Genomic DNA, 25377 nt, shown 5'->3' with positions numbered 1-25377 from the left:
CTTACTTCTTGTACACCGGGAAGCGGTGGCACAGCTCGGTGGCTTCCTTGGCCACGCGCGCCAGCACGGCTTCGTCGTTCGGGTTGTCCAGCACGTCGGCCACCAGGTTGGCGACGATGCGGGCTTCTTCTTCCTTGAAACCGCGGGTGGTGATGGCCGGCGAGCCGATGCGGATACCGGAGGTCACGAACGGGCTTTCCGGATCGTTCGGAATGGCGTTCTTGTTGACGGTGATGTGCGCCTTGCCCAGCGCGGCATCGGCGGCCTTGCCGGTCAGGCCCTTGGCACGCAGGTCAACCAGGAACACGTGGCTTTCGGTGCGGCCGGACACGATGCGCAGGCCGCGCTCGGCCAGGGTGCGCGCCATCGCGTCGGCGTTCTTGATCACCTGCTGTTGGTATTCCTTGAACTCCGGGGTCAGCGCTTCCTTGAACGCCACTGCCTTGGCGGCAATCACGTGCATCAGCGGGCCGCCCTGCAGGGTCGGGAACACGTTGCTGTTCAGCGACTTCTCGAATTCGGCCTTGGCCAGAATCAGGCCGCCACGCGGACCACGCAGGGTCTTGTGGGTGGTGGAGGTCACGAAGTCAGCGTGCGGCACCGGGTTCGGGTACAGGCCGGCAGCCACCAGACCGGCGTAGTGCGCCATGTCGACCATGAAGTAGGCGCCGCATTTCTTGGCGATCTGGCCCATGCGCTCGAAGTCGAAGCGCAACGCAAAGGCGGAAGCACCGCCGATGATCAGCTTCGGCTTGGTTTCCATCGCTACACGCTCCATGTCGTCGTAGTCGATTTCTTCCTTGTCGTTCAGACCGTAAGCCACGATGTTGAACAACTTGCCGGACAGGTTGGCCGGGGAGCCGTGGGTCAGGTGACCGCCGTGGCCCAGGTTCATGCCCATCACGGTGTCGCCCGGCTTCAGGATCGAGAAGTACACCGCCTGGTTGGCCTGCGAGCCGGAGTGCGGCTGCACGTTGGCGTACTCGGCGCCGAACAGTTGCTTCACGCGGTCGATGGCCAGCTGCTCTACCACGTCAACGTATTCGCAACCGCCGTAGAAACGCTTGGCCGGGTAGCCTTCGGCGTACTTGTTGGTCAGCTGGGAGCCCTGGGCTTCCATCACCGCCGGACTGGTGTAGTTTTCCGAGGCGATCAGCTCGATGTGATCTTCCTGGCGCTGCACTTCGCCGGCGATGGCGGCGGCGAGTTCCGGGTCGTACTGGGCGATTTTGATATCAGCAAACATCGTTGACTTTCCATCAATGGGTTATGGATCGGGAAATTCTACTGCATTCCGGAGGTAGCCCGAAATGAACAAATGGCGAACGGAGCATGAATCTGTTTCATCTTCCGTTCGCCATTTCAAATACTTATTGCAAGGTACGCTGCACCGGCCAGTCGTCGGCGGTAAAGAACAGCGGGATGCCATTCTGCTGCTCAGGCTGCAGCTGCGGCACCACGCGCACATCGTTGACCTGGCATTCCAGCATCAGGATACGGAAGGTGGTTTCGATCTGCCCCACCACGTCCTGCGCAGCCAGCGGCCACACGAAGCCCCCCCAGTCCTTCTCGTTGCCGGCGGCGGAGATAGTGAAGTGCAGTTCGCCATTGTCGTGGGCAGAGATGATGGCCACCGGTTCCTCGCCCTGGTCGCGCAGCTTGCGGATCTGCGTGCTGGCAAACACCTGCAGCGCTACTTCCAGTCGCGCCTGGTTGGCCGCAACGATAGCCTGCATCAGCGGCATCGGCACGCGCGGAATCGGGAATAGCGTCACGCCGTCGGCTTTCAGCTCTTCGCCGAGAAACTTCATCAGCGGCACGCCCCAGGCACCGACGCTGCCACCCAGCTTCACCGGCGGCTCGGCGCCGTCTTCGCGGATCGCCACACCCAGCAGGTAGCGCAGGAACACGCCTTCGTCCTTGGCGGTAATGGCCGCGGCCGGCAACTCCAGCGGCAGGCCGCGCGCGGCATCGGCCAGCTGGCGGCTGTAGCGGTAGATTTGTGGGGAGCTGATGGCCACCACCGAGTCCGGATGCAGCAGCTTGCCGGACAGGAACACCTCGGCCCCCGGCGCAAACACGCCGTGCTCGCGGAAGATGGCGTTCAGGCCATCCACGTCGGCAATACGCTCCGGCAGGGTGACCTTGCTCTTGCTGCCGATCACCAGCACCACCGGCACCGCGAACACCACCGCATGGCGACCACTGTCCGGACGCTCGGCGGCATCGCGCAGCGCATCCCACAGGATCTGGTAGATCTGCTGCGAGGACACCATCGCCAGCGCCACCGACAGCGACAACAGCTCTTCACGCTCCAGCAGCTCAACCAGGCGCGCACGCAGGTTGTCGCGCCACAGCTCGCGGTCGTCCTCGGTCACTGCCTTGGCAATCGCCTCGGCGTGATGGATCAACATATTAGAAGGAGAAGATTCGGGATACTGGCGCGGATCGGGCAAAACCGGAGTGAAATCGCTCATTGCAGGGCCAAGGAATGTCGGATTCGGCAAAGGCGATATTGTCGCACAGCTTGCCGGCAGAGGGGAGGCAAGCCTCCGAATTTGCCGCACAAGCAAGCGCTCGATTTTCACTTTCAAACAAATTTGTGTTCACGGCGCGACAAAATGTTATGTTTTTTGCGCTTGTGTAAATTGTATACATTGACACCATGCACCATGATCGGGATAATCCGAACTCGTTGAGATGCAGCAATTGCTTCTTGATAGTTTCTCCTCTATTTCTCCTTTGTAGACTTGGCGCGGGCATAAAACCCCGCGCATTTTTTTTGCCTGCCATCCTGGCACCATCCATTTCAAGCACTTAGCAGACACCTGCGCCACTGTCGTTACCCGGCATCAAGCTTTTCTCCCCACCGCCATTCTCTCGCAGCAGCCTCAGCACGCACCAATGCGGCGCAGCAACATACGCCATGCACCATGCCATGACGTTGTTTCGCTTTCACAAGCAAATTTTCTAAAGTGAACAAAAAAGAACGCCGAACCCGCGCACGGGTCCGGCCAAATGCATGAAACGATCAGGGGAGGAAACGTCTGAACGACGTCCGGGTGATTGGTCAGCCGCCGTGCGGCAAAGTTCCATGCGCCGCTGATGCGGCCAACGTTGGCCGCAATATTGGCCGCCGCCGGACGGCAATGCGACAATCGGTGTTTCGCTCACGCCGCTCTTGCCGCCATGACCCAGCCCACCTTCTTCTGGCTTGATTACGAGACCTTTGGCGCGGTACCGCGCAGCGATCGCCCGTCGCAGTTTGCCGGCATCCGTACCGATGCCGAGCTGAACGAAATCGGCGAGCCGGTAATGCTGTACTGCCAACCGACCCCGGATTACCTGCCGGCGCCGGAGGCCTGCCTGCTCACCGGCATCACCCCGCAGCTGTGCGCCGAACGCGGCGTGCCGGAACACCAGTTTGCCGCCGCCATCGAACAGGAACTGGCCACCCCGGGCACCATCGGCGTGGGCTACAACTCCATCCGCTTCGACGATGAGGTGACGCGCTTCATGTTCTGGCGCAACCTGATCGACCCGTACGCGCGCGAATGGCAGCACGGCTGCAGCCGCTGGGACTTGCTGGACGTGGTGCGCGCCACCTACGCGCTGCGTCCGGACGGCATCGCCTGGCCGCGGCACGAAGACGGCCAGGTAAGCTTTAAGCTGGAGCACCTGTCGGCCGCCAACGGCCTGCTGCACGAGGCGGCACACGATGCGCTGTCCGATGTACGCGCCACCATCGCACTGGCGCGCCTGATCCGCCAACACCACCCCAAGCTGTTTGCCTTCTGCCTGTCACTGCGGCAGAAAGACAGCGTGCGCCACCAGCTGTCGCTGCATGCGCCGCGGCCGCTGATCCACGTTTCCGGCATGTTTGGCACCGCCCGCGGCAACCTGGCCATCGTGTGGCCGCTGGGCGAGCACCCCAGCAACAAGAACGAAGTCCTGGTGTGGGATCTGGCACACGACCCGTCCGAGTTGCTGGGCCTGAGCGCGGATGAGGCGCGCCTGCGCATGTTCACTCGCAACGATGCGCTGCCGGAAGGTGTGACTCGGCTCCCAGTGAAAGGACTGCACGTCAACAAATCGCCGTTCGTGGTCAGCGATCTGCGCGTGCTCAGCCCGGCCCGTGCCGCAGAACTGGGTATCGACATGGCGCAGATCGAACGCCACGCCGCCATCGCCGCCACCCTACCCCGGCTGGATGCGCTGTGGCAGCAGGTGTACCAGCGCGAAGCCGCCGCCATCCCCGACGTCGACGAAAACCTGTACGGCGGCTTTGTCAGCAACCACGACCGTCGCCAGCTGAACCGCCTGCGCCAGCTATCGGCGCCGCAGTTGGCCGCAGAACAACCCGCGTTTGACGACAGCCAGCTCAGCCGCCTGCTGTGGCGCTACCGCGCGCGCAATTTCCCGCACAGCCTGTCGGCCGCCGAAGCGCAACACTGGCAGGCCTGGTGTGCGCACAAACTAAGCAGTGGTCAGCCTGGCGGCCGCAGCCATGCCGACTTCCAGGCCGAACTGGCTCGCCTCGGCGAGCAGGCCACGCCAGCGCAGCAGGATATTCTGCAGGCGCTGGCGCAGTGGGCGGCACAGCTCCCCGGCGCCTGAGCAGCAACGAACAGCGTACAGGCCGGCAACGTTATTCATTTTCTGGATAAGCAATCTCTAAATTCGTCTAAAGAGGAATAACGCCATCAGTTAGCATGGCTGCCAGTTTATGAATCAGGCAGAAAGCACGGCATGGAGCTGGGATACGTAATTGCAGGTCTGACGGTAGGCTTTATCGTGGGCCTTACCGGTGTGGGTGGCGGGTCGCTGATGACCCCCATTCTGCTGTGGTTCGGCATCAATCCGGCCACCGCGGTGGGCACCGACCTGCTGTACGCCTGCATCACCAAGATGGGCGGCGTGGCGGTGCACCAGAAGCACAAGCAGATCGACTGGCGCATCACCGGCTATCTGGCCGCTGGCAGCATCCCGGCCTCGCTGCTGACGCTACTGGCCCTGCATGTCATGAAACTGGATACCCAGGCCGCCAACAGCCTGATCAAGGTGATGCTGGGCTTTGCGCTGATGCTCACTGCGCTGGCGATCCTGTTCAAGCCCATCATCCTGCGCCAGCTTACCCGCATGCTGCCGCAACGGCCGGCAGGCTATATGCCGGTAAAAGCCACCGTGTTTACCGGCGTGGTACTGGGCGTGATCGTCACCCTCAGCTCCATCGGCGCCGGCGCGCTGGGCACGCTGGCCATTTTTGCACTGTACCCGCTACTGCCCACCGCCCGCCTGGTGGGTACCGAGATCGCTCACGCCGTACCGCTGACGCTGGTAGCCGGCCTGGGCCATGCCAGCATGGGCAATATGGATTACGGCCTGCTGAGCCAGCTGCTGATCGGCTCGCTGCCGGGCATCTGGCTGGGCAGCCACATGACCCGCCGCGTCGCCGAGCAATGGCTGCGCCCGGCGCTGGCCATCATGATGGCGCTGATCGGCGCCAAGCTGGTGATGTAAGCGCTAGCCTACATTCCGAGAGCAAAGTATGTTCGACAAGGCCCGGCACTGCCGGGCCTTGTCGCTTTTTGCCGCCGATACTTGCCACGGAGTCGCCATGCACCACAGCCCCAGCCTGTCCGAACTATTACAGCAGGAAACCGAACTGCAACTGCCCCGCTTCAGCCACGACGCTGCCTGGCAGCTGGGCAGCCTGCTGCGCACCTTGGCCGCAGCGCAGCAGGCGGCAGTCGCCATCGAGGTCTACGCCTACGGCCAGCAGCTATTCGGCTGTGCCATGGCCGGCACCAGCGTGGACAACCTGCACTGGATCGCACGCAAGCGCAACAGCGTGCTGCGCTTCGGCCACAGCTCGCTGTACCTCGGCGAATACCAGCGCGACAAGGGCCACGAATTCGAACTACAGCCGCACATCGATGCCAGCCAGTACTGCGCACATGGCGGCAGCTTCCCGTTGCGGCTGCACGGCGGCGGGCTGATCGGCGCCGTCACCGTGTCCGGCCTGCCACAGCGGGAGGACCACCAGCTGGTGATCAGCGCGCTACGCCAGTTGCTGGCCGGCAGCTAAGCCGGCGGCCAACTGTGGCCGCGCCCGCGGCTGTGCGACAATAGCGCCCTGACTTTTTCGTGTTTGCCCTCATGAGCTCTTCTTTGCGTGCCGCGCTGCTGATGGGCCCCACCGCCTGCGGCAAGACCGGCCTGGCGCTGGCGCTGGCGCAGCACTTTCCGGTGGAGATCGTCAGCGTGGATTCGGCGCTGGTCTATCGCGACATGGACATCGGCACCGCCAAGCCGACCGCCGCCGAAATGGCCAGCTGCCCGCACCACCTGATCGACATCATCGACCCCACCGACAGCTACTCGGCGGCGCAGTTCCATGCCGATGCCAACCGGCTGATTGCCGACATCTGTGCCCGCGGCAATATTCCGCTGCTGGTCGGCGGCACCATGCTGTATTACAAGGCGCTGCTGGAAGGGCTGTCCGACCTGCCGCAGGCCGATGCCGCGCTGCGGGCAGAACTGGAAGCCCAGGCCGCCGCCATCGGCTGGCCGGCGATGCACCAGCAGTTGGCCGCGGTCGACCCCGTCACCGCCGCACGACTGGCGCCCAATGATTCGCAACGCATCGGCCGCGCGCTGGAAGTCTATCGTCTGGCCGGCGTGCCGATGTCGCAGCTGATCGCCCGTGGCCGCGACGCGGCGGCCAACTTTGCCAGCCTGCGGCTGGCGCTGGTACCGCCAGAACGGCAATGGCTGCACGATCGCATCGCGCTGCGCTTCGAACAGATGCTGGAACAGGGTTTTCTGGACGAGGTCTCCCGCGTGCGCAGCCGCTACCCCGGCCTATCGCTGGAGCTGCCGTCGATGCGCTGCGTCGGTTATCGCCAGGCCTGGGAATATCAGGACGGACAGTACGACTACGACCAGCTGCGCTATCGCGGCATTGCCGCCACCCGCCAGCTGGCCAAGCGCCAGCTGACCTGGCTGCGCGCGATGCCGGAAAACACGGTGCTGGATTGCCAGCAGCCAGATTTGCTCACCCCGGCCGCCCGGCAACTGCAGCAGTGGCTGGCTACTTGCCCAAATTAGTAACGCACGTTACTATATCGTCCATGCAAGAAAACCGCCCCGCCTGCCAGAGCTTCAATGCTTGTGAGCAGGCCACCGACACCATCGCCCGCAAGCTGCCTGGCGCGCCGCGGGAAGAAGTGCTGCTGACGCGCCTGATCCTGCACATCCAGCCCTATCTGCTTGGTTACTTCAACGAGTCGTTGAAACCGTTCGACATGAACGAAACCACCTGGATGGCGCTGCTGGTGCTGTACTCGCGGCCAGAGCAGCGCATCAACCCGTCCGAGCTGTCGGATGCGCTGGCGTTTTCGCGCACCAACGCCACCCGCGTGGTGGACGACCTGTGCCAGCGCGGCCTGATCCAGCGCCTGTCCTGCGCCGACGACCGCCGCAAGACCATCCTGATGCTGACCGAGGCCGGGCAGGCTTTTATCGCCGCGGCGATGCCGCCGCAGCGCCAGCGCATGCGCGAGCTGTGGCAGGACTTCAGCGTCGAGGAGAAGGGCCAGCTGGACAGCCTGCTACGCAAGCTGCTGTCCAAGCTGGAAAACTAGCCGGCAGGTTGGCCGCACGTACAGACGGAAACAGGACAAACGTTTGATGCGTGTCATCATGCCGCAGTAACTCAGGCAAGCCTTGCGCTTGCCTTTTTCACCCACCAATAGTAACGCAGGTGATCATTACATGCGTAAGTATAACCCGCAACGCACATTGCTTGCCGTCGCCGCCAGCCTGCTGCTGGCCGCCTGCGCCACGCCGCAGGTCGCCGCGCCGACCAGCTCGCCACTGACGGCCGAATCGCTCGGCGGCAGCATGGCGCCACAGCCCGTCGCCGCCAACTGGTGGCAGAGCATCCCGGATGCCCAGCTACAGCAACTGCTGTCCCGCGCGCTGGCCGAACACCCGTCCCTGGCGCAGGCCGATGCCCGCCTGCGCAGCGCGCGCGCCGGCAGCGAGCTGGTAGCCAGCAGCGACGGCCTGCACATCAACGGCAGCGCCAACTTCGCCCGCGAGCGCATCTCCGAGCACGCCAACCTGCCCAGCTCCATGACCGGCATCTGGACCAACCTGACCACGGTGGGCGCCGACCTGTCCTACCGCTTCGACTTCTGGGGCAAGACCCGCGCCCAGCTGGCCGCCAGCCGCGGCCAGGCGCGCGCCGCCGCGCTGGAAGCCGATGATGCCCGCCAATGGCTGGCGTGGGCGGTGAGCAGCCAGTACCTGGAATGGCGCAGCGCGCAGCAGAGCCAGCAGCTGCTGCAGGAAGATCAGCAACTGGCGCGCAAGCAACTGGCCCAGGCCGAGCAGCGACTGAAAAGCGGCCTCAGCGCCGGCGACGAGCTGGCGCAGTTCCGCGCGCAGCAGGCCGAGATTGACGAGCGCGTGCAGCGCGCCGCCATGCGCGAAGCGCAGGCACGCCACGCGCTGGCGGCACTGAGCGCGCAGCCGCAAAGCGCGATCGACGGCCTGAGCGCCGCCGGCCTGCCGCAATGGCCACTGGCCCTGCCCGCGCTGGGCACCGGCCAGCTTGGCCTGCGCGCCGACATCCTGGCCGCGCGCGAGCGGGTGGAAGCCAGCGCCCAGACGGTGAAAGCCGCCAAGGCCGACTTCTACCCGGACATCCGCCTGAATGCGTTGGCGGCGCTGTCGTCCAACGAACTGAGCGACCTGTTCAGCTACGGCGCCCGTAGCCTGCGCCTGCTGCCGGCCATCACCCTGCCGATCTTCAGCAATGGCGAACTGAACGCGCGGCTGGACGCCCGCACCGCGGACTACGACTACGCGGTGGCCAGCTACAACCAGACCCTGCTCGCCGCCATCCGCGACACCGCCGATCGCAGCAGCAATCTGCAGGCGCTGCAGCAGGCCGAAACCGCCGCTGCGGCCAACCTTGCCGCGCGCAGCGATGCCGCCCGCTCGGTACAAGGCCGCGTCAATGCCGGCCTGGCCGCACCGACGCAGGGCCTGGCCGAGCAGCGCCGCCTGCTGCAGGCACGCCAGAGCACACTCGATACCCGCACCCAACGCCTGCAAGCCCAGGCTGCGCTGCTGCGCGCCCTGGGCAGCCTCCCGGCCGACAAGGAATAAGCACATGGAACAACAAGCCACCCCCAATAACGCCCGCCGCACCGCCCTTACCCGCCTGACCGCCGTACTGGTGGTCGCCGGCATCGTCGGTGCCGGTTACTGGTTCTTTGCCCTGCGCAACACCCAGAGCACCGATGACGCCTACGTGGCTGGCAACCTGGTGCCGGTATCCAGCCAGATCGCCGGCAACGTGGTTGCCGTGCATGCCGACGATACCCAGCAGGTGGCCGCCGGCGACCTGCTGGTCAAGCTGGAGCAAAGCGATACCCGCCTGGCTTTCCAGCGCGCCCAGGCCGAACTGGCGCAGGCCGTGCGCCAGAGCCGGCAGCTGATCTCCACCAGCAGCAAGGCCGATGCGCTGCTGGCGCAGCGCGAAGCCGATCTGCAACGCGCGCGCAGCGATCTGTCCCGCGCCGAAGGCGATCTGGCGCGGCGTGAACAGGCCGCCCGCGAACAGGCCATCGCCCAGGAAGAAGTGCAGCACGCGCGTGATGCGGTAAATACCGCACGCGCCAATCTGGCGGCGGCAGAAGCCGCGCTGCTGGCCGGCCGCGAGGAAAAGAACGCCAGCCACGCGCTGGTGCTGGGCAGCAGTGTCGAGCAGCAACCGGCGGTGGCACGTGCCGCTGCCGCCGTGCGCGAAAGCTGGCTGGCGCTGTCGCGTACCGAAATCCGCGCCCCGATCGCCGGCACCATCGCCCGCCGCAGCGTGCAGCCGGGCAGCCGCCTGCAAGCCGGCACCCCGCTGCTGGCCATCGCTGCGCTGGACAGCGCCTGGGTAGATGCCAACTTCAAGGAAGTGCAGCTGAAGGATCTGCGCATCGGCCAGCCGGTAACGCTGCACGCCGACCTGTACGGCAGCGATGTCACCTACCACGGCAAGGTGGCCGGTCTGGGCGCCGGCACCGGCAGCGTGTTCTCGCTGCTGCCGCCGCAGAACGCCACCGGCAACTGGATCAAGGTGGTGCAGCGCGTACCGGTGCGCATCAGCCTGCAGCCGAGTGAGCTGCAGACCCACCCGCTGCGCCTGGGCCTGTCGATGAGCGTGGAAGTGAACACCCAGCAGAAGGATGGCCCGCTGCTGCAGAGCGCGCCGAAGGGCAAGCCGGTGCTGGCCACCAACGTGTTCGACCAGCGCCTGCAGGAAGCCGACCGCGTGGTAGCCGGCATCATTGCGGCCAACCTGGGCAAGTAAGGGAGCATCCGCATGGCTCATCCTCCGCTGGAAGGCCGTTCGCGCACGCTGGTCACGCTGGCGTTGTCGCTGGCCACCTTCATGCAGGTGCTGGACACCACCATCGCCAACGTCGCCATTCCCACCATCTCCGGCGATCTGGGCGCCTCCACCAGCCAGGGCACCTGGGTGATCACCTCGTTCGGCGTCGCCAACGCCATCGCGGTGCCGATCACCGGCTGGCTGGCCAAGCGCCTGGGCGAGGTGCGGCTGTTCATGATCGCCACCATCGGCTTCGTGCTGGCCTCGCTGCTGTGCGGCATCGCGCCCAGCCTGGAGCTGCTGATCCTGTTCCGCGTGCTGCAAGGCGCGCTGGCCGGGCCGATGATTCCGCTGTCGCAAAGCCTGCTGCTGCAGAGCTACCCGCCGGACAAGCGCGCCATCGCCATGGCGCTGTGGACCATGACCATCATCGTGGCGCCGATCTTCGGCCCGATTCTGGGCGGCTGGCTGTCCGACAACTGGCACTGGAGCTGGATCTTCTTCATCAACGTGCCGGTGGGGGTGGTGGCGATGCTGCTGACCTGGCGCGAGCTGCGCCACCGCGAAACCACCATCCTGCAGCTGCCGATCGACAAGGTTGGCCTCACCCTGCTGGTGCTGGGCGTGGGCTGCCTGCAGATGATGCTGGACCGCGGCAAGGAGCTGGACTGGTTCCACTCCGGCGAGATTGTGCTGTACGGCGTGGTGGCAGCGCTGAGCCTGTCCTATCTGGTGGTGTGGGAGCTGACCGACAAGCATCCGGTGATCGACCTGTCGCTGTTCAAGGACCGCAACTTCAGCGTCGGCGTGGTATCGGTCAGCCTCAGCTTCATGCTGTACTTCGGCGCCATCGTGCTGATGCCGCTGTTGATGCAGACCCAGCTGGGCTACACCGCCACCGAAGCCGGCCTGGCCACCGCGCCGATCGGCATCCTGCCGGTGCTGCTGTCGCCACTGATCGGCAAGAATGCGCACCGGCTGGACATGCGCGTGGTGGTGACCATCAGCCTGCTGATGTTCGCGTTCTGCTTCTGGTGGCGCTTTGAAACCTTCAACCCGGACATGACCTTTGCCGACATGGCCTGGCCGCAGTTCGTGCAGGGTATCGCCATCGCCGGCTTCTTCATGCCGCTGACCACCATCACGCTGTCCAATATGAAGCCGCAGCAACTGGCCAGCGCCTCCAGCCTGTCCAATTTCCTGCGCACACTGGCCGGCTCCATCGGTGCCTCGCTGTTTACCTGGCAGTGGGAACACCGCGAAGCGGTGCATCACGTGCAGTTCACCGACCGCATCAGCCAGTACGACGAAGGCACGCGCCAGACGCTGGCCAATATGCAGCAGCTGGGCATGAGCGCGGAGCAAGCGGCCGGGGTGATTGCCCGCGATGTGACACGACAGGGCATGTTCATCGGCGCCAACGAGATCTTCTGGCTGTGCGCCATCCTGTTCGTGATCGTCACCGGCCTGGTGTGGTTCTCGCGCCCGCCCAAGCCGGGTGCCGCTGCCGCACCGGTGGTAGACGCCGGGCATTGATCACACCTTGCGGCCAACGTTGGCCGCAAAAACAAAACAGGGCAAGGTCTGCAACCTTGCCCTGTTTTTTTTACGCTGCCGCCTGGCTTACACCGCGGCGACGATGCGGATTTCCAGTTTCCAGTCCGGGTGCGCCAGCTTGGCGCCGACGGTGCAGCGCACCGGGGCGTGGCCTTCGGCCACCCAGGCGTCCCACGCCTCGTTCATCTGGTCGAATTCGTTCAGGTCCGGCATGAAGATGGTGGCTTCGATGATGCGACTCTTGTCGCTGCCCAGCTCGGCCAGCACCTTGTCCACCAGCGCCAGTGTCTCGGCGGTCTGTGCGCGGGCGTCGCCCTGGCCGCTTTCCGGTACCTGCACGGTGTAAATCAGGCCATTGACGATGACGGCTTCGGACATGCGTTTGCCCGGAAGGTGACGGTGAATGCTCATGGGTTAGGCTCCTTGTCTGGTTGGCCGCATTGTACGCAATAAAAAAACGCCGGCAACCAGTGCCGGCGTTGTCGCAACCCTGCCGCGCTCAGGCGGCGGCTACGTTACGCAGATTGTGCGCGAAGCGTTGCAGCGCCTCGATGCCGCTGGCCTCGGCGCGGTTGCACCAGTCCTGCAGATCGGCCAGCAGTTCGTCGCGGGTACGCGACGAACGCTCCCACAGCCGGGTCAGTTCTTGGCGCATGGTGTACACGGTGTGCAGCACCTGGCTGCTGGCCAGTACCGCGGCCAACTGTTCGCGCTCCGCCGCCGGGGTGTCCTTGGCGTCCTGCTTCAGCCAGATCTTCATCTTGCGCGCCAGATCGGTGTTGCCCAGTTCCGGCAGGTGCAGCTTGTCCACCTCGGCGTGATACACCGCCTTCAGTTCACGCGCATAGCGCGAGGCCACGGCGTAACGGTTGGCGATGATGGCCTGCAGGTGCTCCAGGTCCAGCTGGCCGCGCGATACGCCCTGCACCAGCTTGGGTGCCACCTTGCGTACCTTGGCCAGGCCGGCGATCTCCAGCATGCGGATGTACATCCAGCCGATGTCGAACTCGTACCATTTGTACGACAGCTTGGCGGAAGTGCCGAAGGTGTGGTGGTTGTTGTGCAGCTCTTCGCCGCCGATCAGGATGCCCCACGGCAGCACGTTGGTGGCGGCGTCTTCGTTCTCGAAGTTGCGGTAGCCCCAGAAGTGGCCGATGCCGTTGATGACGCCAGCGGCAAAGAACGGAATCCAGATCATCTGCACCGCCCACACCGACAGGCCGGCAAAGCCGAACAGCGCCACGTCGATGCCCAGCATCAGCAGAATGCCCCTGCCGCTGTGTGCGGTGTAGACATGCTGTTCCAGCCAGTCATCCGGCGTGCCGTGGCCAAACTTGTCCATGATGGACTGGTCCTTGCAGGCGGCACGGTACAGCTCGGCACCTTCCCACAATACTTTCTTGATACCCAGTACTTGCGGGCTGTGCGGGTCTTCGGCAGTTTCGCAGCGTGCATGGTGCTTGCGGTGGATTGCGGCCCACTGCTTGGTCACCATGCCAGTGGTCAGCCACAACCAGAAACGGAAGAAGTGGCTGGGAATCGGGTGCAGATCCAGTGCGCGGTGCGCCTGGTGGCGATGCAGGAAGATGGTGACGGAAGCAATGGTGATGTGGGTCAGCACCAGCGCAACCACGATGTAGCCCCACCACGGCAGGTCGATCAGACCATTAAGCCATTCCATGTGATAGTCAAACCTCAGGGTTTACAGACGATTGATCATTTTACACGCAATGAAGCGGTAAAAACCAACCCAATTTCAGTGACTTGCAGTCATGACGGCCGGGCGATCATGCATAAGCCGCCGCAGGTAGGGTAAGATGCCGCTTCATTCGTCTATCCAGGCCGGACCGTGAACGTCTCCAAGCATCATCTCATTCTGGGTGGTGGCGCCCTTGTCGCCACTTTTGCGCTGTACAGCGGCTTTGCCTACTGGGCCGGCCTCAAGGCCGAGGAAACCCTGGCCGAGCAGCACCGCATGATTGCGCAATCGTCGGTGTTCACCATCAAGTCGCACAGCTACCAGCGCGGCTGGTTTTCGTCCGAGGAAACCACCGAGCTGGAACTGAACAAACAGCTGCTGGGCCCCTATCTGGGCCTGCTGCCGGAAAACCTGCGCCCGCTGCTGGCCGGCACCCTGCGCTATCACCACAAGGTGAAGCATGGCCTGCTGCCCGGCCTGTTCGATTTCGACCTGCGCCCGGCGCGCGCCATCGTGCGCACCGAGTTCGACATGAGCGACAGCACCCGCAAGACGCTGCAGCGCTTCTTCGGCGATGCCGAACCGATCACCGTGATCAACCGCCTGGGGCTGACCGGCGGTGGCGAACTGACCGTCAGCGTGCCCAAGTTCGACTACGAAGAAACCCTGGCCGGGGTGAAGATGAACTGGCAGGGCTTCAACCTGAAGGTGGATTACCAGAGCGGCTACCGCGAGTACAACGTCGAATCCACCACCCCGGGCTTTGTGCTGCAGGCCGGCCCTAAGGGCCGCTTCGCCTTCAGCGGCATCAAATACCTGTCGCAGGTGCGCCCGGGCAATACCGGCGTCAAACTGGGCACCAGCGAGCTGACGGTGGACAACATCAAGCTCAACTGGAACGAAGCCATCCCCTACAGCATCAAGCTCAATGAGCTGATCTACCTGGTTGGCCGCGTACGCGTGGGCGAATTCATCAACCCGTCCGGCGAGTTCCGCCCGTCGCACGTGGAGCTGTCCAAGCTGGGTTACCAGATCGTGACCAGCGAACAGGACGAATACGTCAACACCCGTGGCAAGCTGGACTTTGACCGCTTTGCCTACAACGACAGCGTGTACGGCCCGCTGAAGCTGGATGTGTCCGCCAGCCACCTGCACGGCCCCACGCTGGTGAAACTGGACGATGCGCTGTCGCGTCTGCCGTTCGAAGGCAAGGACCCGGCACAGCTGCGCAAGCGCTACATCGATACCATCATGCAGCAGGGCCTGCCGCTGTTGAAGAACAACCCCAAGCTGATGGTGAACACCTTCTACCTGCGCATGCCCAATGGCGAAGTGAAAGCCAACGGTAGCCTGACGCTGGCTGGGTTGCAGGATGCCGATCTGAAGAACCCGATTGCCTTCCTCAAGCGCTTTACTGCCCAGGCCAGCATCGAGCTGCCGGAGCAGACGCTGCAGAATCTGGTGGTGGCGCAGGCGCGCAACCTGTTCACCGTGGATGCCAGCGCCGAAGAGCAGCCGAACATGGACGAGGTGGACAACCTGGCACGCAGCCTGCTGGATGCCCAGCTGTCCGAGTGGGAACACCTGCAGCTGATCAAGCGCAACGGCGGCCAACTGGCCACCTCGCTGCGCTTTACCGGTGGCGAGCTGCGCGTGAACCAGCAGAAGGTGGCACTGCCGTGGCAGGAAACCGAAGAAGCACCGCCGGCGGATGCCTCGGCCGCACAGTAATCCACCCGGCAAACAAAAACCCCACCAAGTTTGGTGGGGTTTTTTGTTGCCGCCGCGCGCAGATCAGTCGGCCATCATGCTTTGCAGATAGTTCTGCAGGCCCAGCTTCTCGATTAGCCCCAGCTGGGTTTCCAGCCAGTCCACGTGCTCTTCTTCGCCCTCCAGAATGTCTTCCAGCAGATCGCGGGTCACGTAGTCCTTGGCCGATTCGCAGTAGTGGATGGCCTCGCGCAACAGCGGAATACCTTCCATCTCCAGCTTCAGGTCACACTCCAGCATTTCCTTGGTGTGTTCGCCGATGTACAGCTTGCCCAGGTCCTGCAGATTGGGCAGCCCTTCCAGGAACAGAATGCGCTCGATCAGGCGATCGGCATGCTTCATCTCGTCGATGGACTCGTGGTACTCGTGCTCGTTCAGCTCCTTCAGGCCCCAGTTCTTGTACATGCGGGCGTGCAGGAAATACTGGTTGATGGCGGTGAGTTCGTTTCTGAGAATCTGGTTCAGGTACTTGATGACCTTCTTGTCGCCTTGCATGGACGCAGCTCCTGAGGGGATTGAGTGCGTGGATTATGGCACATAGTCATGCCAGTACAAGGCGAGCGGATGCGCTGAAAATGCAGAAAGAATGAACTAAAAAGGCGTGAAGAGACTCAGGCAGCAGCCAGTTCCGGCTCGCTGATCTGCAGCAGGGTCTGCTTGCGCAGCTGGTTGGCCGCACAGGCACAGCGGCCGCAGTCGGTGGCCACACCCAGCTCTTTTGCCAGGTCACTCATACGGGTGGCACCATTGCAGACGGCAGCGCGGATGTCGCGGTCGGTGACACCGTGGCAGAGGCAGACGTACATGAATGACACCCGTATCAAGAATTAATCGCAGTACGGAAATCATAAAAGTAGATGATAACGATTGTCAATTAATATTCGAAAGCACAGCATGCAATGGAAACCGAATACCACAGTTGCCGCCATCATCGAGCGTGACGGCCGCTTTCTGATGGTGCGCGAACACACCCCGCACGGGGTGCGCCTGAACCAGCCCGCCGGTCACCTGGAATACGGCGAGACCCTGCCCGCCGCCGTGGCGCGCGAGGCTCTGGAAGAAACCGGCTACCCAGCCACCGCCACCGCGCTGGTGGGCATCTACCTCGCCGACAAGGAAGACAGCGCCGATATCACCTACCTGCGCTTTGCCTTCGCCTGCGACGCGGCGGCCGAGCCGGACGACCGCCAGCTCGACGCCGGCATCATCGAGGCGGTGTGGCTGAGCGCGGACGAGATCCGTGCCCAGCAGGCCAGCTGGCGCAGCCCGCTGGTGGGTCGCTGCGTAGACGACTACCTGGCCGGCCAGCGTCTGCCGCTATCCGTGCTGCACCACCACGGCCACTAGATCATGCGTCGGGCGTGGCTGTGGCTGCTATGGCTGGTGCTGTACGCGCTGCCGGCCGGTGCGGCCGAGCTAACCCTCTGTTACCATTACGGTTGCGATCAGCAGCGCCGGCTTGAACTGGGCGAGGATGCCCTCAGCTGGATGCAACAGCGCTTGCAGGCGGCGGACTCCGCCAGCGACGAGCGCAACGCACTGCAGGACGTGGTGCTGGCGTTCTACCAGCTGGCAGCCCAGCAGGCTCCCGTCGCCGCCGACCGTGGCGGCAACCACGAAGATGCCCGCATCCTCGGACGCATGGACTGTATCGATCACAGCCACAATGTCGCGCAGCTGCTGCAGCTGCTGGATGCGCGGCAGTGGCTGCACTACCACCATCTTGCCGGGGCCGTATTCCGCGCCCCGCTGCTGTTCAACCAGCACTACGCCGTCGGCCTGGATGCCATCGACGCCCCCGAACACTGGGTGATCGATGCCTGGCCGCGAGATTTCGGGGCACCACCACTGGTGGTGCCTCTTGCACTCTGGAAGGAAGGATTTTCCCCGTGACGGGTAAAAAACGCATTGTCGTCGGCATGTCCGGCGGTGTGGATTCGTCGGTAACCGCCTGGCTGCTGAAGCAGCAGGGCCACGAAGTGATCGGCGTGTTCATGCAGAACTGGGAAGACGACAACGACGACGAATACTGCTCCATCAAGCAGGACGCCCTGGACGCCATGAGCGTGGCCGACATCGTCGGTATCGACATGGAGATCGTCAACTTCGCCAAGGAATACAAGGACCGCGTGTTCTCGTACTTCCTCAAGGAATACTCCGCCGGCCGCACCCCCAACCCGGACGTGCTGTGCAATGCCGAGATCAAGTTCAAGGCCTTCCTCGACTACGCCATGGAGCTGGGCGCCGACTGCATCGCCACCGGCCACTACGCGCGCAAGCTGGAAAAAGACGGCATCCATTACCTGATGAAGGGCGTGGATCAAAGCAAGGACCAGAGCTACTTCCTGTACCGCCTGCAGCAGCACCAGCTGGCTCGCGCGCTGTTTCCGCTGGGCGACATCCACAAGACCGAGGTGCGCCGCCTGGCCGAGGAAGCCGGCCTGCCCACCGCCGCCAAGAAAGACTCCACCGGTATCTGCTTCATCGGCGAGCGTCCGTTCCGCGAGTTCCTGCAACGCTACCTGCCCACCAAGCCGGGCGAGATGGTCACCCCGGACGGCAAAGTGGTCGGTGAACATGTCGGGCTGATGTTCTACACCCTGGGCCAACGTAAGGGGCTGAACATCGGCGGCAGCAAGGACAGCAACGGCGAGCCGTGGTTTGTCGGCGGCAAGGACATGGCCGGCAACAAGCTGATCGTGGTGCAGGGGCACGACCACTCGCTGCTGCTGAAACCGGCGCTGCAGATGGACGACCTGTCGTGGACGCTGCCGCAGCCGCCAGCCGCCGGCGACTACGCCGCCAAGAACCGCTACCGCATGGCCGACGCCGACTGCAGCCTGTCGCCCATCGTCGACGGCAAGGCCACGCTGACCTTCCGCGACAAGCAGTGGGCAGTTACCCCCGGCCAGTCCGCCGTGCTGTACGACGGCGATATCTGCCTCGGCGGCGGCATCATCCAGTAAGCCCTGCCCTGCGGCCAACGTTGGCCGCAACGCATACGCCCAAGGCCCCGCTACGCGGGGCCTTGTTCCTTATAACGATAGCGCCGCCGATGCCAGCAGCGTGCTCCAAAAGCATAAAGGCTGTCAAAGCTAGCAATAGCAAAGGTTCTAGACCTATGGCGTAATTTTCTGTAGCGACAAATGCTCGTGATACAGGGTACTCCTCGACAGCCTTGTAGATACGACCGCTGCCGACCCATTGCTGCCGGTCAAGCAATTACCGTTAAAACGACAGTTGTCAGAGCAGTCACCAAAGTAGATAGTTCTAGTGTGCCAGCTCAGCCGTAACCGTTATTCGTCAAATTTTCGTGACGATTTGAAACGAACTCCATTCGATAGGGCCGTTAGACAGAACGAGTCTCAGCACGAAAATTTTCCCGCGCAGAATATGTCAACCGCGAAAAACAAGCAAACGCTAATTATAGCTGGCAATATGGTTAATCCAATGCCAATAAAATATTGTTGAGCGTTTTGTGCTTTATTGCCGAAGATATATTTCGCACCAAATAGGACACCACCTGGGTATGCCCAGATAGAATAAAACAGCATCCATGTAATGAAGCTACCTGTTGAGCGGGGCGAGTCAAATAACATTATCGAAAAAAGTGCCACGAACAGCCAAGGAAGCAAGGAAATAATCGCCAATAATGAAACGGCCACTGAGAGAAGCTTCAGAATAGTTCTGGATGCAGCTTGCTCATTCATTTTGTATTCCTTGTGACACAAAAGATGCAAGGTGGTCTGGTTCGCTTAAGGTAGCTAGTGAAATAGACAGCCTACATACCAGTACCTATCGAGACAACACCACTAGGTTTATGACCGCTTTTACCTATTTGAATGCGTAGATAGTTCGACTGGTTTTCGCGTAGACAGCGTTAGTTGGCTACATTGCGGACCGCTTCATGGACTGTGTCTGCCCCACTGTATTATTGTAGCACAATGGCATTAAATATATTTTGATTGAGTCATATTCGTAGTGCACACGGTAGGATATGGCCAGTTGCCGCCGAAGGTCATTGACTGTTTCCGGCCCTATGGTGCCTTTGGGGCTGAAAGATGAGCTGAGCCTCTTGTGTGCCACCAGCATAAATATGCAGCGAATAGAGCGCCAGGAAGTGCGAGAAGGCTTAATCGCTCAAAAGGCATAGCTCCGACAACCGCGCAGACTGTAGCAATTACTGGAATCGCTCTTCCAATTCGCTTTTCTATAATCCACGCCATATCCATAGCCACTAGCAATGCCCAGGCAATGACTCCGAATGGGAGAGAATATTCAAGGTAGCCAACATTTGTAGATGTTGAGGGGTCACTTCGGAATGGTCCGGCACCTGTTGCAACCAAAGCAATTGCGTTCACCGCGGCCAGATATAGCAAAATGGCGGGGTAACACAGCGCCCAAATCAAGAAAGAAACGACAAGGCGAGTAATCATCTCAAAAGTACATTTTCCTGTTAGTGAGGCGTCTGCTAATGGCCGTCAGCTGTCATGCCAGCACAATGACATGACAACGTGCTTCGGCTGAGTAGAATGCGTTAGGCTCGCGCCAGGTATCGACCCAAAGCAGCCCATGCTAAAGCCGAGAAGCAGACAGTCATCGTCGAGTTGTTCTGCTCTCGGTAACGGACGCCGGTGGTTGAACTAATTGTATGGAGGCGTGACGAGTTTTTTCAGAGCCATAATCTGCTGAGTATGGTTCTGCTCAAATGGACTGATAAGCAATGCTTCTGAGCCGCCTCGTTGGAGCGCCGTAACGGTGATAGAAGGGTTGGAGTATCGTTGGAGGAATGGGATACCGACTCCATTGAACTCCGCTACGAGCGACTTCGCAGACTCTGCCGCCGTTGCGAGCGAGCGAACGGAATGCCGTGTTTGGCCGACTCCTACGATGTTGCCTAATTGCGCGCCGACGATAGCTACCCGCTTCTTGGCGACAATAAACTCCACAGCGACGTTCCCGACTACATCGAAGTCACACTCGTGGTTCACGAACGCCAAATGAAATAGCCAGTTGGCCTGACCATCGACGCGTTTGAAGCCACGCTGGCTGGCAACGAACGTCCACCCTGGAAGAAGGGGGGCGAGCTCCTTCAGGAATGCCGCATGTAGTTCGGAAACTTTCATAGTCACCAAAAAATTAATAGTTAATTGACTGACAGTTCTGTAAATACAGCTTTAACGATTCGGGCAGAGCAAAGTTGCCAAGTTCTTCACACTATTGTCCACTATTCGGAATGACGCTCGCCCGTCCGCTACTGGCCGACAGCTGCCATGCTAACACATTGGCATCATCACCAACTTTGGCCACAAACGCCCCCTCAAACCTTGCCCTTCTGCATCATCAAACCAGGCAATCTCAAACCAAAAGAGGCCCCTCCTCCCGGGCCTCTTTGTTTAGCGCTATTGGCAACGAGCAAATAATGCCATAGCCATTACCGACTTCATTACCTCGTGACAGACTTTATTCGTTGCCGATCAAGCGTCAGCAGCGCATCGGTCATCGCCTCGGCCAGGTAGTACAGCGAGAAGATGCCGCCATAGCTCCAGGTGGCGCGCACTGCGGCAAAGCGCTGCTGCGCCACGAAGGGCATCGCCCGCCACAGCGGGGTGCCGAACAGCTTGCCGGCCTGCTCGAACGGCTGCTGGTACAGCACCACGCTGTCGCGCAGCTGCCCCAGCTGCACCACCTTCTGCTGCGTCACCCCCCAGATCGACGCCGCCGGCTGCGGCGTACCGGCGATGCCCAGCCGCTGCAGCGCGTGCAGCGGCATCGAGTTGCTGCCGTACACGTACACCACCGCCGGGCTGGCGAAGCGAATCACGTCCACCCGCGGCAGTTGCGCGCCGAAACGCTGCTGCAGCCGGCCGCGCAGGCGGGCAAAGCCCTGCTCCATGCCGGCCAGCCGCCGCTCGGCCAGCGCCGTGCGCCCGAACAGCCCGGCCAGCTGCCGGTAGATGTCGCGCGCCACCTGGGCGTTGTCGTGGTCATGGCGGTAGGCGTCGAAGTACAGCACCGGGGCGATGCGCGCCAGCTGCGGCCGCATGTCCAGCAGGCTGGGGCTGATGATGATCAGATCCGGCTTCAGGCTGGCCAACAGCTCCAGATTCGGCTCCAGCCGACCGCCGGCCGGCAGCACCGACGGCGGCAGCGCCGGGCGCACCACCCACTTGCGATAGTCGGCGGCATCGGCCACCGCCAGCGGGGTGATGCCCAGCTCCAACAGCTGCTCCGCCGCCTCCCAGCTCAGCGCCACCACCCGCTGCGGCGCACGCGCGAAGTGATGCACGCCGTCGCTATCGCTCACCGCCACCCCTGCAGCCATCCCCGCCGCCAATCCCGAACACAGCAGCAACGCTGCGGCCAACATTGTCCACACCGCCCGCGCCATCACGCCCTCCCCCGGCGCAAACGCTGCGCCAGCAACAACAAGATGAAATACCCCCCGCACAGCACCGAGGCCAGGATGCCCACCGGCACCTGCAGCGGGAAGATCAGCACCCGCCCCAGCCAGTCCGCCACCAGCAGCAGCACGCTACCCAGCAACGCCGCCAGCAGCAGCTGCGGCAGCACGCGGCGCGCGCCGAGCATGGCCGCCATGTGCGGCGCCAGCAGGCCGAGGAAGGCCACCGGCCCCAGCACGCTGGTGACCAGCGCGGTGAGCAACGCCACCAGCGTCAGCCAGCCCAGCCGACTGCGCGCCAGATGCAGGCCGCGCCCCTGCGCCACGCCGTCGCCGATGGACAGCAAAGTCAGCGCACGTTGGCCGCACAGCATCGGCAGCGCCAGCAGCAGCACGCCGCCGGAGAGCAGCAGCGCCTGTTGGCCCGACACGCGGTAAGTGGAACCGGCCAGCCAGCCGAGGATGGCGAAAGTGTCGGCGCTGCCCTTGGCCAGCGCGAACTGCAGTACCGCCTCCAGCAAGGCCGCCAGCGAGATGCCGACCAGCGCCATCATCCCCGGCGCGTACCGCTGGCGCCGTCCCAGCCACAGCAGCAGACCCAGCACCGCCAGGCTGCCGCCAAAGGCCATGAGCGGCCCGCCCTGCTGCAGCGGTCGGCCCAGCCACAGCGACGCCGCCAGCAGCGCCAGCGTGGCGCCGGCGGACAGGCCAAGGATGTCGGGGCTCGCCAGCGGGTTGCGCAGCAGCCGCTGCAGCACCAGCCCGGCCAGCGCCAGCCCGGCGCCGGCGGCGATGGCGGTGAGCGTGCGCGGCCAGCGGAACGACCACAGCAGCGCGTCCGGCCACGCCAGTTGCCAGCCGTGCACGCCCGGCGCCAGCGTCAGGCTCAGCATGGCCACCATCAGCAGGCCGGCCAGCAGCAGCGCCCAGCCCCACGGCCGCAGCGGGCGCGCCGCCGCTGTCAGCGCCAGACTCTGCTGACTGCCGCCCGGCAACGGGCGGCGGGTGAACCACAGCAGCGCCGGCGCGCCGATCAGTGCCGCCGCCGCACCGCTGGGCACCAGCTCGGCCGACCAGCCGCTGGCCAGCAGCGCCACCGCGTCGGTCGCCAGCAGCAGCAGCGCCCCCAGCAGCGCGCTGTAGAGCAGCTCGTCGCGGGCGCCGCGCGCGCCCAGCAAGCGGGCGAAGTTGGGGGTCAACAGGCCGATAAAACCGATCAGCCCCACCGCGGTGATCGCCACCGAACTCAGCCACAGTGCGGCCAACAGCATCAGCAGCAGCGCCGGCCACAGGCTCAACCCCCGGCCCTGCGCACCGCTGGCGCCCAGCCGCAGCAGGGTGAGCGGGCGCGGCGCCAGCCACAGCAGCAGCAACATCGGCGCCAGCCGCGGCAGCAGCCATTGCAGCCAGTGCCAGTCGTGCTGCGTCAGGTCGCCGGCGCCCCAGATGAACAGGTTGCGGCTGTACTGGTCGTGCAGCATCACGATGGCGGAGGCCAGCGCGCCCAGCAGCAGATTGAGCGCCATGCCACCCAGCACCAGCGGCAAGCCGCCGATGCCGTGCGGGCCGGCAATCAGCAACACCAGCAGCAGCGCCAGCATGGCGCCGGCCAATGCCGGCCACTCGCCATGGTTGGCCGCAATGTCCGGCAGCCAGATGCTGGCGCACACCAGCCCCAGCCAGGCGCCGGCGCTGGCGCCCAGCGTCATTGGCGACACCAGCCGGTTCTGCGTCAGCTGCTGCAGCAGGCTGCCGGCAAAGCCCAGCGCGGCGCCGACCAGCAGCGCCATCGCCAGTCGCGGCAAGGCGGCGAACACAAACTGCAGCTCGGTGAAATCGATAGGGGCGCGGCTCAGCAGCGCCCATTGCGTGGCCGCCGGCAGCGGGTTGCCGATCTGCAGCTGCAGCAGCGCCAGCAGCACGATGGCCAGCACGGTAAGCGGGTAGCGCCGCGGCCAAGCTTGCGGCAGCACGGCCAGTTTCAGCGTCGCCAGCATCTCAGGCCACCACCGCGACCGGACGACCGCCCTCGGCCGGCGGCAGCAGGCGGATATCGATGTCGTACAGCGCCGACAGCCGCGGCGAATCCAGCAGCTCATCCGGTGTGCCGTCGAAGAACAGCTCGCCGCGCTTCAGCGCCACGATGCGGTCGGCGTAGCGTGCCGCCAAATTGACGTCGTGCAGGATGACGACGATGCCGCGCCCCTGCTCGCGGTTCAGCGCGCGCAGCAGCGCCATCAGTTCGTACTGGTGCGCCAGATCCAGCGCCGAGGTCGGCTCGTCCAGCAGCAGCAGCGGCGACTGCTGCGCCAGCAGCATGGCGATCCACGCGCGCTGGCGTTCGCCGCCGGACAGCAGGTCGGCCAGGTGACCGGCGTGGTGGCCGATGTCGGTGTCGCGCATCGCCTGCTGCACGATGGCGGCGTCGGCCGCCTGCCAGCGCCCCAGCAGCCCGCGCCACGGGTAGCGGCCGAGGCGCACCAGCTCGGCCACGGTCAGGCCGGCCACCTCCGGCAGCCGCTGCGGCAGGAAGGCGACGCGGCGGGCGAAGTCGCGGCTGGAGTATGCGGCCAACGTTTGGCCGTCGAGGCGGATGTGGCCGCTGTCCGGCGGCAACTGTCGCGCCAGCAGGTTCAGCAGCGTGGACTTGCCGGAGCCGTTGTGGCCGAGGATCACGGTAAAACGGTGCGGGTCCAGATCCAGCGCCGGCAACGCCAGGATGGTACGGCCATCGCGACAGACGCGAATGTCACGCAGTGACAGCATCGTGGGACAACTCCTGTTTCAGCAGCGCCAGACGCGCCGCGGGTTTCAGTTTCGGGCAGCTGCTGCACAGCTCGCCGTCGCAGCGGCGGAAGTGCTGGCAGCACACCTTGCGTTCCAGCGCCAGCTTGTGGCGGCCGTCGTCCAGTGCCACCGTCATCAGCGCGCTGGCGTCGGGCTGCGCCAGGGCCGCCAACCATTGCGGCGCCAGCGCCAGCAGCCGCGCGTTGTCGAGACGCGCATCGCAGCGCTGCGCGTGCAGCAGCGCCGCCAGCAGGCAGTCGGCCAGTAGCCGGCCGGCCATCTTCGGGTGCAGCTTCACCTGCTGGTTCACCAGCGCTAGCAGCGGCTGGCTCAGCGCCTGCAGTTGGGCGCCGGCGCTGGCGATCAGCGCCGCCTCGCTGCCGCGCTGCAGCCCGGCATCCGGCAGCGCAAAACCGGCGACGAAGCCGCCGTGCTGCCGCTGCGCCATGCCGCTCAGCCGTGGCAGGCAGCCGGCCAGCTGCACCGCCAGCACCGCCAGATACACTGGCTGCCACACCAGCAGCGTCCAGCTGCGGCTGCCCCAGTAGTGCGGGCCAGCCTCGGGGTGTGCCTGCTGCCAGTGCGCGACCAGTTGCCGCACCGGCGCGGGGTTGGCCGCATCGGCGGTGATGGCGTCCGCCGCCGCGGCGGCGATGACGCCGTCCAGCCCTGGCAGCGCCCGGCTGATGGCAGCCAGCAGGCTGGTGCTGTCGGTAACGGAAAACAGTGGTGACATGCGGGCATCCGGCAATGCCGCCGCCACAC

The 25377-nt window shown here is 63.8% G+C and carries 24 protein-coding genes; 12 read left to right on the top strand and 12 right to left on the bottom strand.

All coding sequences use genetic code 11. The features are described from left to right. Position 1 precedes the first annotated feature (1 nt). Positions 2–1246, bottom strand: coding sequence for a serine hydroxymethyltransferase (gene glyA / locus ABNW52_RS01230; protein WP_349582903.1), 1245 nt, complete (start codon positions 1244–1246; stop codon positions 2–4). A gap of 124 nt (positions 1247–1370) precedes the next feature. Next, positions 1371–2414, bottom strand: coding sequence for a hypothetical protein (locus ABNW52_RS01225; RefSeq protein WP_349582900.1), 1044 nt, complete (start codon positions 2412–2414; stop codon positions 1371–1373). Between the two features lie 775 nt (positions 2415–3189). On the opposite strand from ABNW52_RS01225, the gene sbcB reads away from it, so the two are divergent. The 8 genes from sbcB to ABNW52_RS01185 all read left to right on the top strand — a co-directional run bounded on the left by sbcB (position 3190) and on the right by ABNW52_RS01185 (position 11932). Beyond that, entirely contained in the window at positions 3190–4617 is a 1428-nt protein-coding gene (gene sbcB, locus ABNW52_RS01220) for an exodeoxyribonuclease I (RefSeq protein WP_349582898.1), read from the top strand. Between the two features lie 132 nt (positions 4618–4749). Further along, positions 4750–5520 carry a sulfite exporter TauE/SafE family protein gene (locus ABNW52_RS01215; RefSeq protein WP_349582896.1) on the top strand — a complete coding sequence of 257 codons (771 nt, stop codon included), beginning with the start codon at positions 4750–4752 and terminating at the stop codon, positions 5518–5520. A 97-nt stretch (positions 5521–5617) separates the two neighbouring features. Further along, positions 5618–6088 (top strand): heme-degrading domain-containing protein, encoded by a 471-nt coding sequence (locus ABNW52_RS01210; RefSeq protein ID WP_349582893.1) that lies wholly within the window; start codon positions 5618–5620, stop codon positions 6086–6088. A gap of 71 nt (positions 6089–6159) precedes the next feature. After that, the gene (miaA, locus tag ABNW52_RS01205) at positions 6160–7110 is read left to right on the top strand and encodes a tRNA (adenosine(37)-N6)-dimethylallyltransferase MiaA (protein ID WP_349582890.1); all 951 of its coding nucleotides are present in this window, start codon (positions 6160–6162) and stop codon (positions 7108–7110) included. Between the two features lie 23 nt (positions 7111–7133). Next, positions 7134–7646, top strand: a complete 513-nt coding sequence (locus ABNW52_RS01200) for a MarR family transcriptional regulator (RefSeq protein ID WP_349582887.1) — start codon at positions 7134–7136, stop codon at positions 7644–7646. A 130-nt stretch (positions 7647–7776) separates the two neighbouring features. After that, positions 7777–9180, top strand: coding sequence for an efflux transporter outer membrane subunit (locus ABNW52_RS01195; RefSeq protein ID WP_349582884.1), 1404 nt, complete (start codon positions 7777–7779; stop codon positions 9178–9180). 4 nt (positions 9181–9184) lie between these two features. After that, on the top strand, positions 9185–10375 hold the full coding sequence (locus ABNW52_RS01190) for an HlyD family secretion protein (RefSeq protein ID WP_349582883.1): 1191 nt from the start codon (positions 9185–9187) through the stop codon (positions 10373–10375). 12 nt (positions 10376–10387) lie between these two features. After that, entirely contained in the window at positions 10388–11932 is a 1545-nt protein-coding gene (locus tag ABNW52_RS01185) for a DHA2 family efflux MFS transporter permease subunit (protein WP_349582880.1), read from the top strand. Positions 11933–12019: 87 nt separating this feature from the next. Here ABNW52_RS01185 and ABNW52_RS01180 read toward each other — a convergent pair whose 3' ends face one another. Then, positions 12020–12364: a RidA family protein gene (locus ABNW52_RS01180; protein WP_349582878.1), complete on the bottom strand. Its 345-nt coding sequence runs from the start codon at positions 12362–12364 to the stop codon at positions 12020–12022. Positions 12365–12452: 88 nt separating this feature from the next. Next, positions 12453–13634: a DesA family fatty acid desaturase gene (locus tag ABNW52_RS01175; protein WP_349582876.1), complete on the bottom strand. Its 1182-nt coding sequence runs from the start codon at positions 13632–13634 to the stop codon at positions 12453–12455. 168 nt (positions 13635–13802) lie between these two features. Between ABNW52_RS01175 and ABNW52_RS01170 the strand changes: the two genes are divergently transcribed. Further along, positions 13803–15383 (top strand): YdgA family protein, encoded by a 1581-nt coding sequence (locus tag ABNW52_RS01170; protein WP_349582873.1) that lies wholly within the window; start codon positions 13803–13805, stop codon positions 15381–15383. 63 nt (positions 15384–15446) lie between these two features. Here the strand turns inward: ABNW52_RS01170 and bfr are convergent, their stop codons facing one another. After that, positions 15447–15917, bottom strand: a complete 471-nt coding sequence (gene bfr, locus ABNW52_RS01165) for a bacterioferritin (protein ID WP_349582870.1) — start codon at positions 15915–15917, stop codon at positions 15447–15449. Between the two features lie 116 nt (positions 15918–16033). Then, complete coding sequence (locus ABNW52_RS01160) at positions 16034–16228, bottom strand: (2Fe-2S)-binding protein (RefSeq protein WP_349582867.1); 195 nt, start codon at positions 16226–16228, stop codon at positions 16034–16036. 88 nt (positions 16229–16316) lie between these two features. Here ABNW52_RS01160 and ABNW52_RS01155 point away from each other — a divergent pair, with 88 nt between their 5' ends. Genes ABNW52_RS01155 through mnmA form a run of 3 tightly spaced genes read left to right on the top strand, consistent with a single transcriptional unit; the run spans position 16317 to position 18388 of the window. After that, positions 16317–16769: an NUDIX hydrolase gene (locus tag ABNW52_RS01155; protein ID WP_349582865.1), complete on the top strand. Its 453-nt coding sequence runs from the start codon at positions 16317–16319 to the stop codon at positions 16767–16769. Between the two features lie 3 nt (positions 16770–16772). After that, a complete protein-coding gene (locus tag ABNW52_RS01150) occupies positions 16773–17315 on the top strand; it encodes a hypothetical protein (RefSeq protein ID WP_349582862.1) in 543 nt (180 codons plus the stop codon). After that, on the top strand, positions 17312–18388 hold the full coding sequence (gene mnmA, locus ABNW52_RS01145) for a tRNA 2-thiouridine(34) synthase MnmA (RefSeq protein WP_349582859.1): 1077 nt from the start codon (positions 17312–17314) through the stop codon (positions 18386–18388). The genes ABNW52_RS01150 and mnmA overlap by 4 nt, the downstream gene beginning before the upstream one ends. Before the next feature lie 399 nt (positions 18389–18787). Here mnmA and ABNW52_RS01140 read toward each other — a convergent pair whose 3' ends face one another. The 6 genes from ABNW52_RS01140 to ABNW52_RS01115 all read right to left on the bottom strand — a co-directional run bounded on the left by ABNW52_RS01140 (position 18788) and on the right by ABNW52_RS01115 (position 25348). After that, positions 18788–19132, bottom strand: coding sequence for a hypothetical protein (locus ABNW52_RS01140; RefSeq protein WP_349582858.1), 345 nt, complete (start codon positions 19130–19132; stop codon positions 18788–18790). A gap of 933 nt (positions 19133–20065) precedes the next feature. After that, entirely contained in the window at positions 20066–20548 is a 483-nt protein-coding gene (locus tag ABNW52_RS01135) for a hypothetical protein (protein ID WP_349582855.1), read from the bottom strand. 320 nt (positions 20549–20868) lie between these two features. Continuing rightward, the gene (locus ABNW52_RS01130; RefSeq protein WP_349582852.1) at positions 20869–21747 is read right to left on the bottom strand and encodes an iron-siderophore ABC transporter substrate-binding protein; all 879 of its coding nucleotides are present in this window, start codon (positions 21745–21747) and stop codon (positions 20869–20871) included. A 65-nt stretch (positions 21748–21812) separates the two neighbouring features. Further along, positions 21813–23822, bottom strand: coding sequence for a Fe(3+)-hydroxamate ABC transporter permease FhuB (fhuB, locus tag ABNW52_RS01125; RefSeq protein WP_349582849.1), 2010 nt, complete (start codon positions 23820–23822; stop codon positions 21813–21815). Between the two features lies 1 nt (position 23823). Continuing rightward, positions 23824–24591, bottom strand: a complete 768-nt coding sequence (locus ABNW52_RS01120) for an ABC transporter ATP-binding protein (RefSeq protein WP_349582847.1) — start codon at positions 24589–24591, stop codon at positions 23824–23826. Next, the gene (locus ABNW52_RS01115; RefSeq protein WP_349582844.1) at positions 24575–25348 is read right to left on the bottom strand and encodes a siderophore ferric iron reductase; all 774 of its coding nucleotides are present in this window, start codon (positions 25346–25348) and stop codon (positions 24575–24577) included. Before ABNW52_RS01115 ends, ABNW52_RS01120 begins: the two co-directional genes overlap by 17 nt. Positions 25349–25377: the final 29 nt, after the last annotated feature.

The sequence above is a fragment of the Vogesella oryzagri genome, assembly GCF_040148885.1.
Lineage (GTDB): Bacteria > Pseudomonadota > Gammaproteobacteria > Burkholderiales > Chromobacteriaceae > Vogesella > Vogesella oryzagri.
Note: the sequence above shows the minus strand (reverse complement) of the source record. Positions and strands in the feature narration are given on the sequence as shown.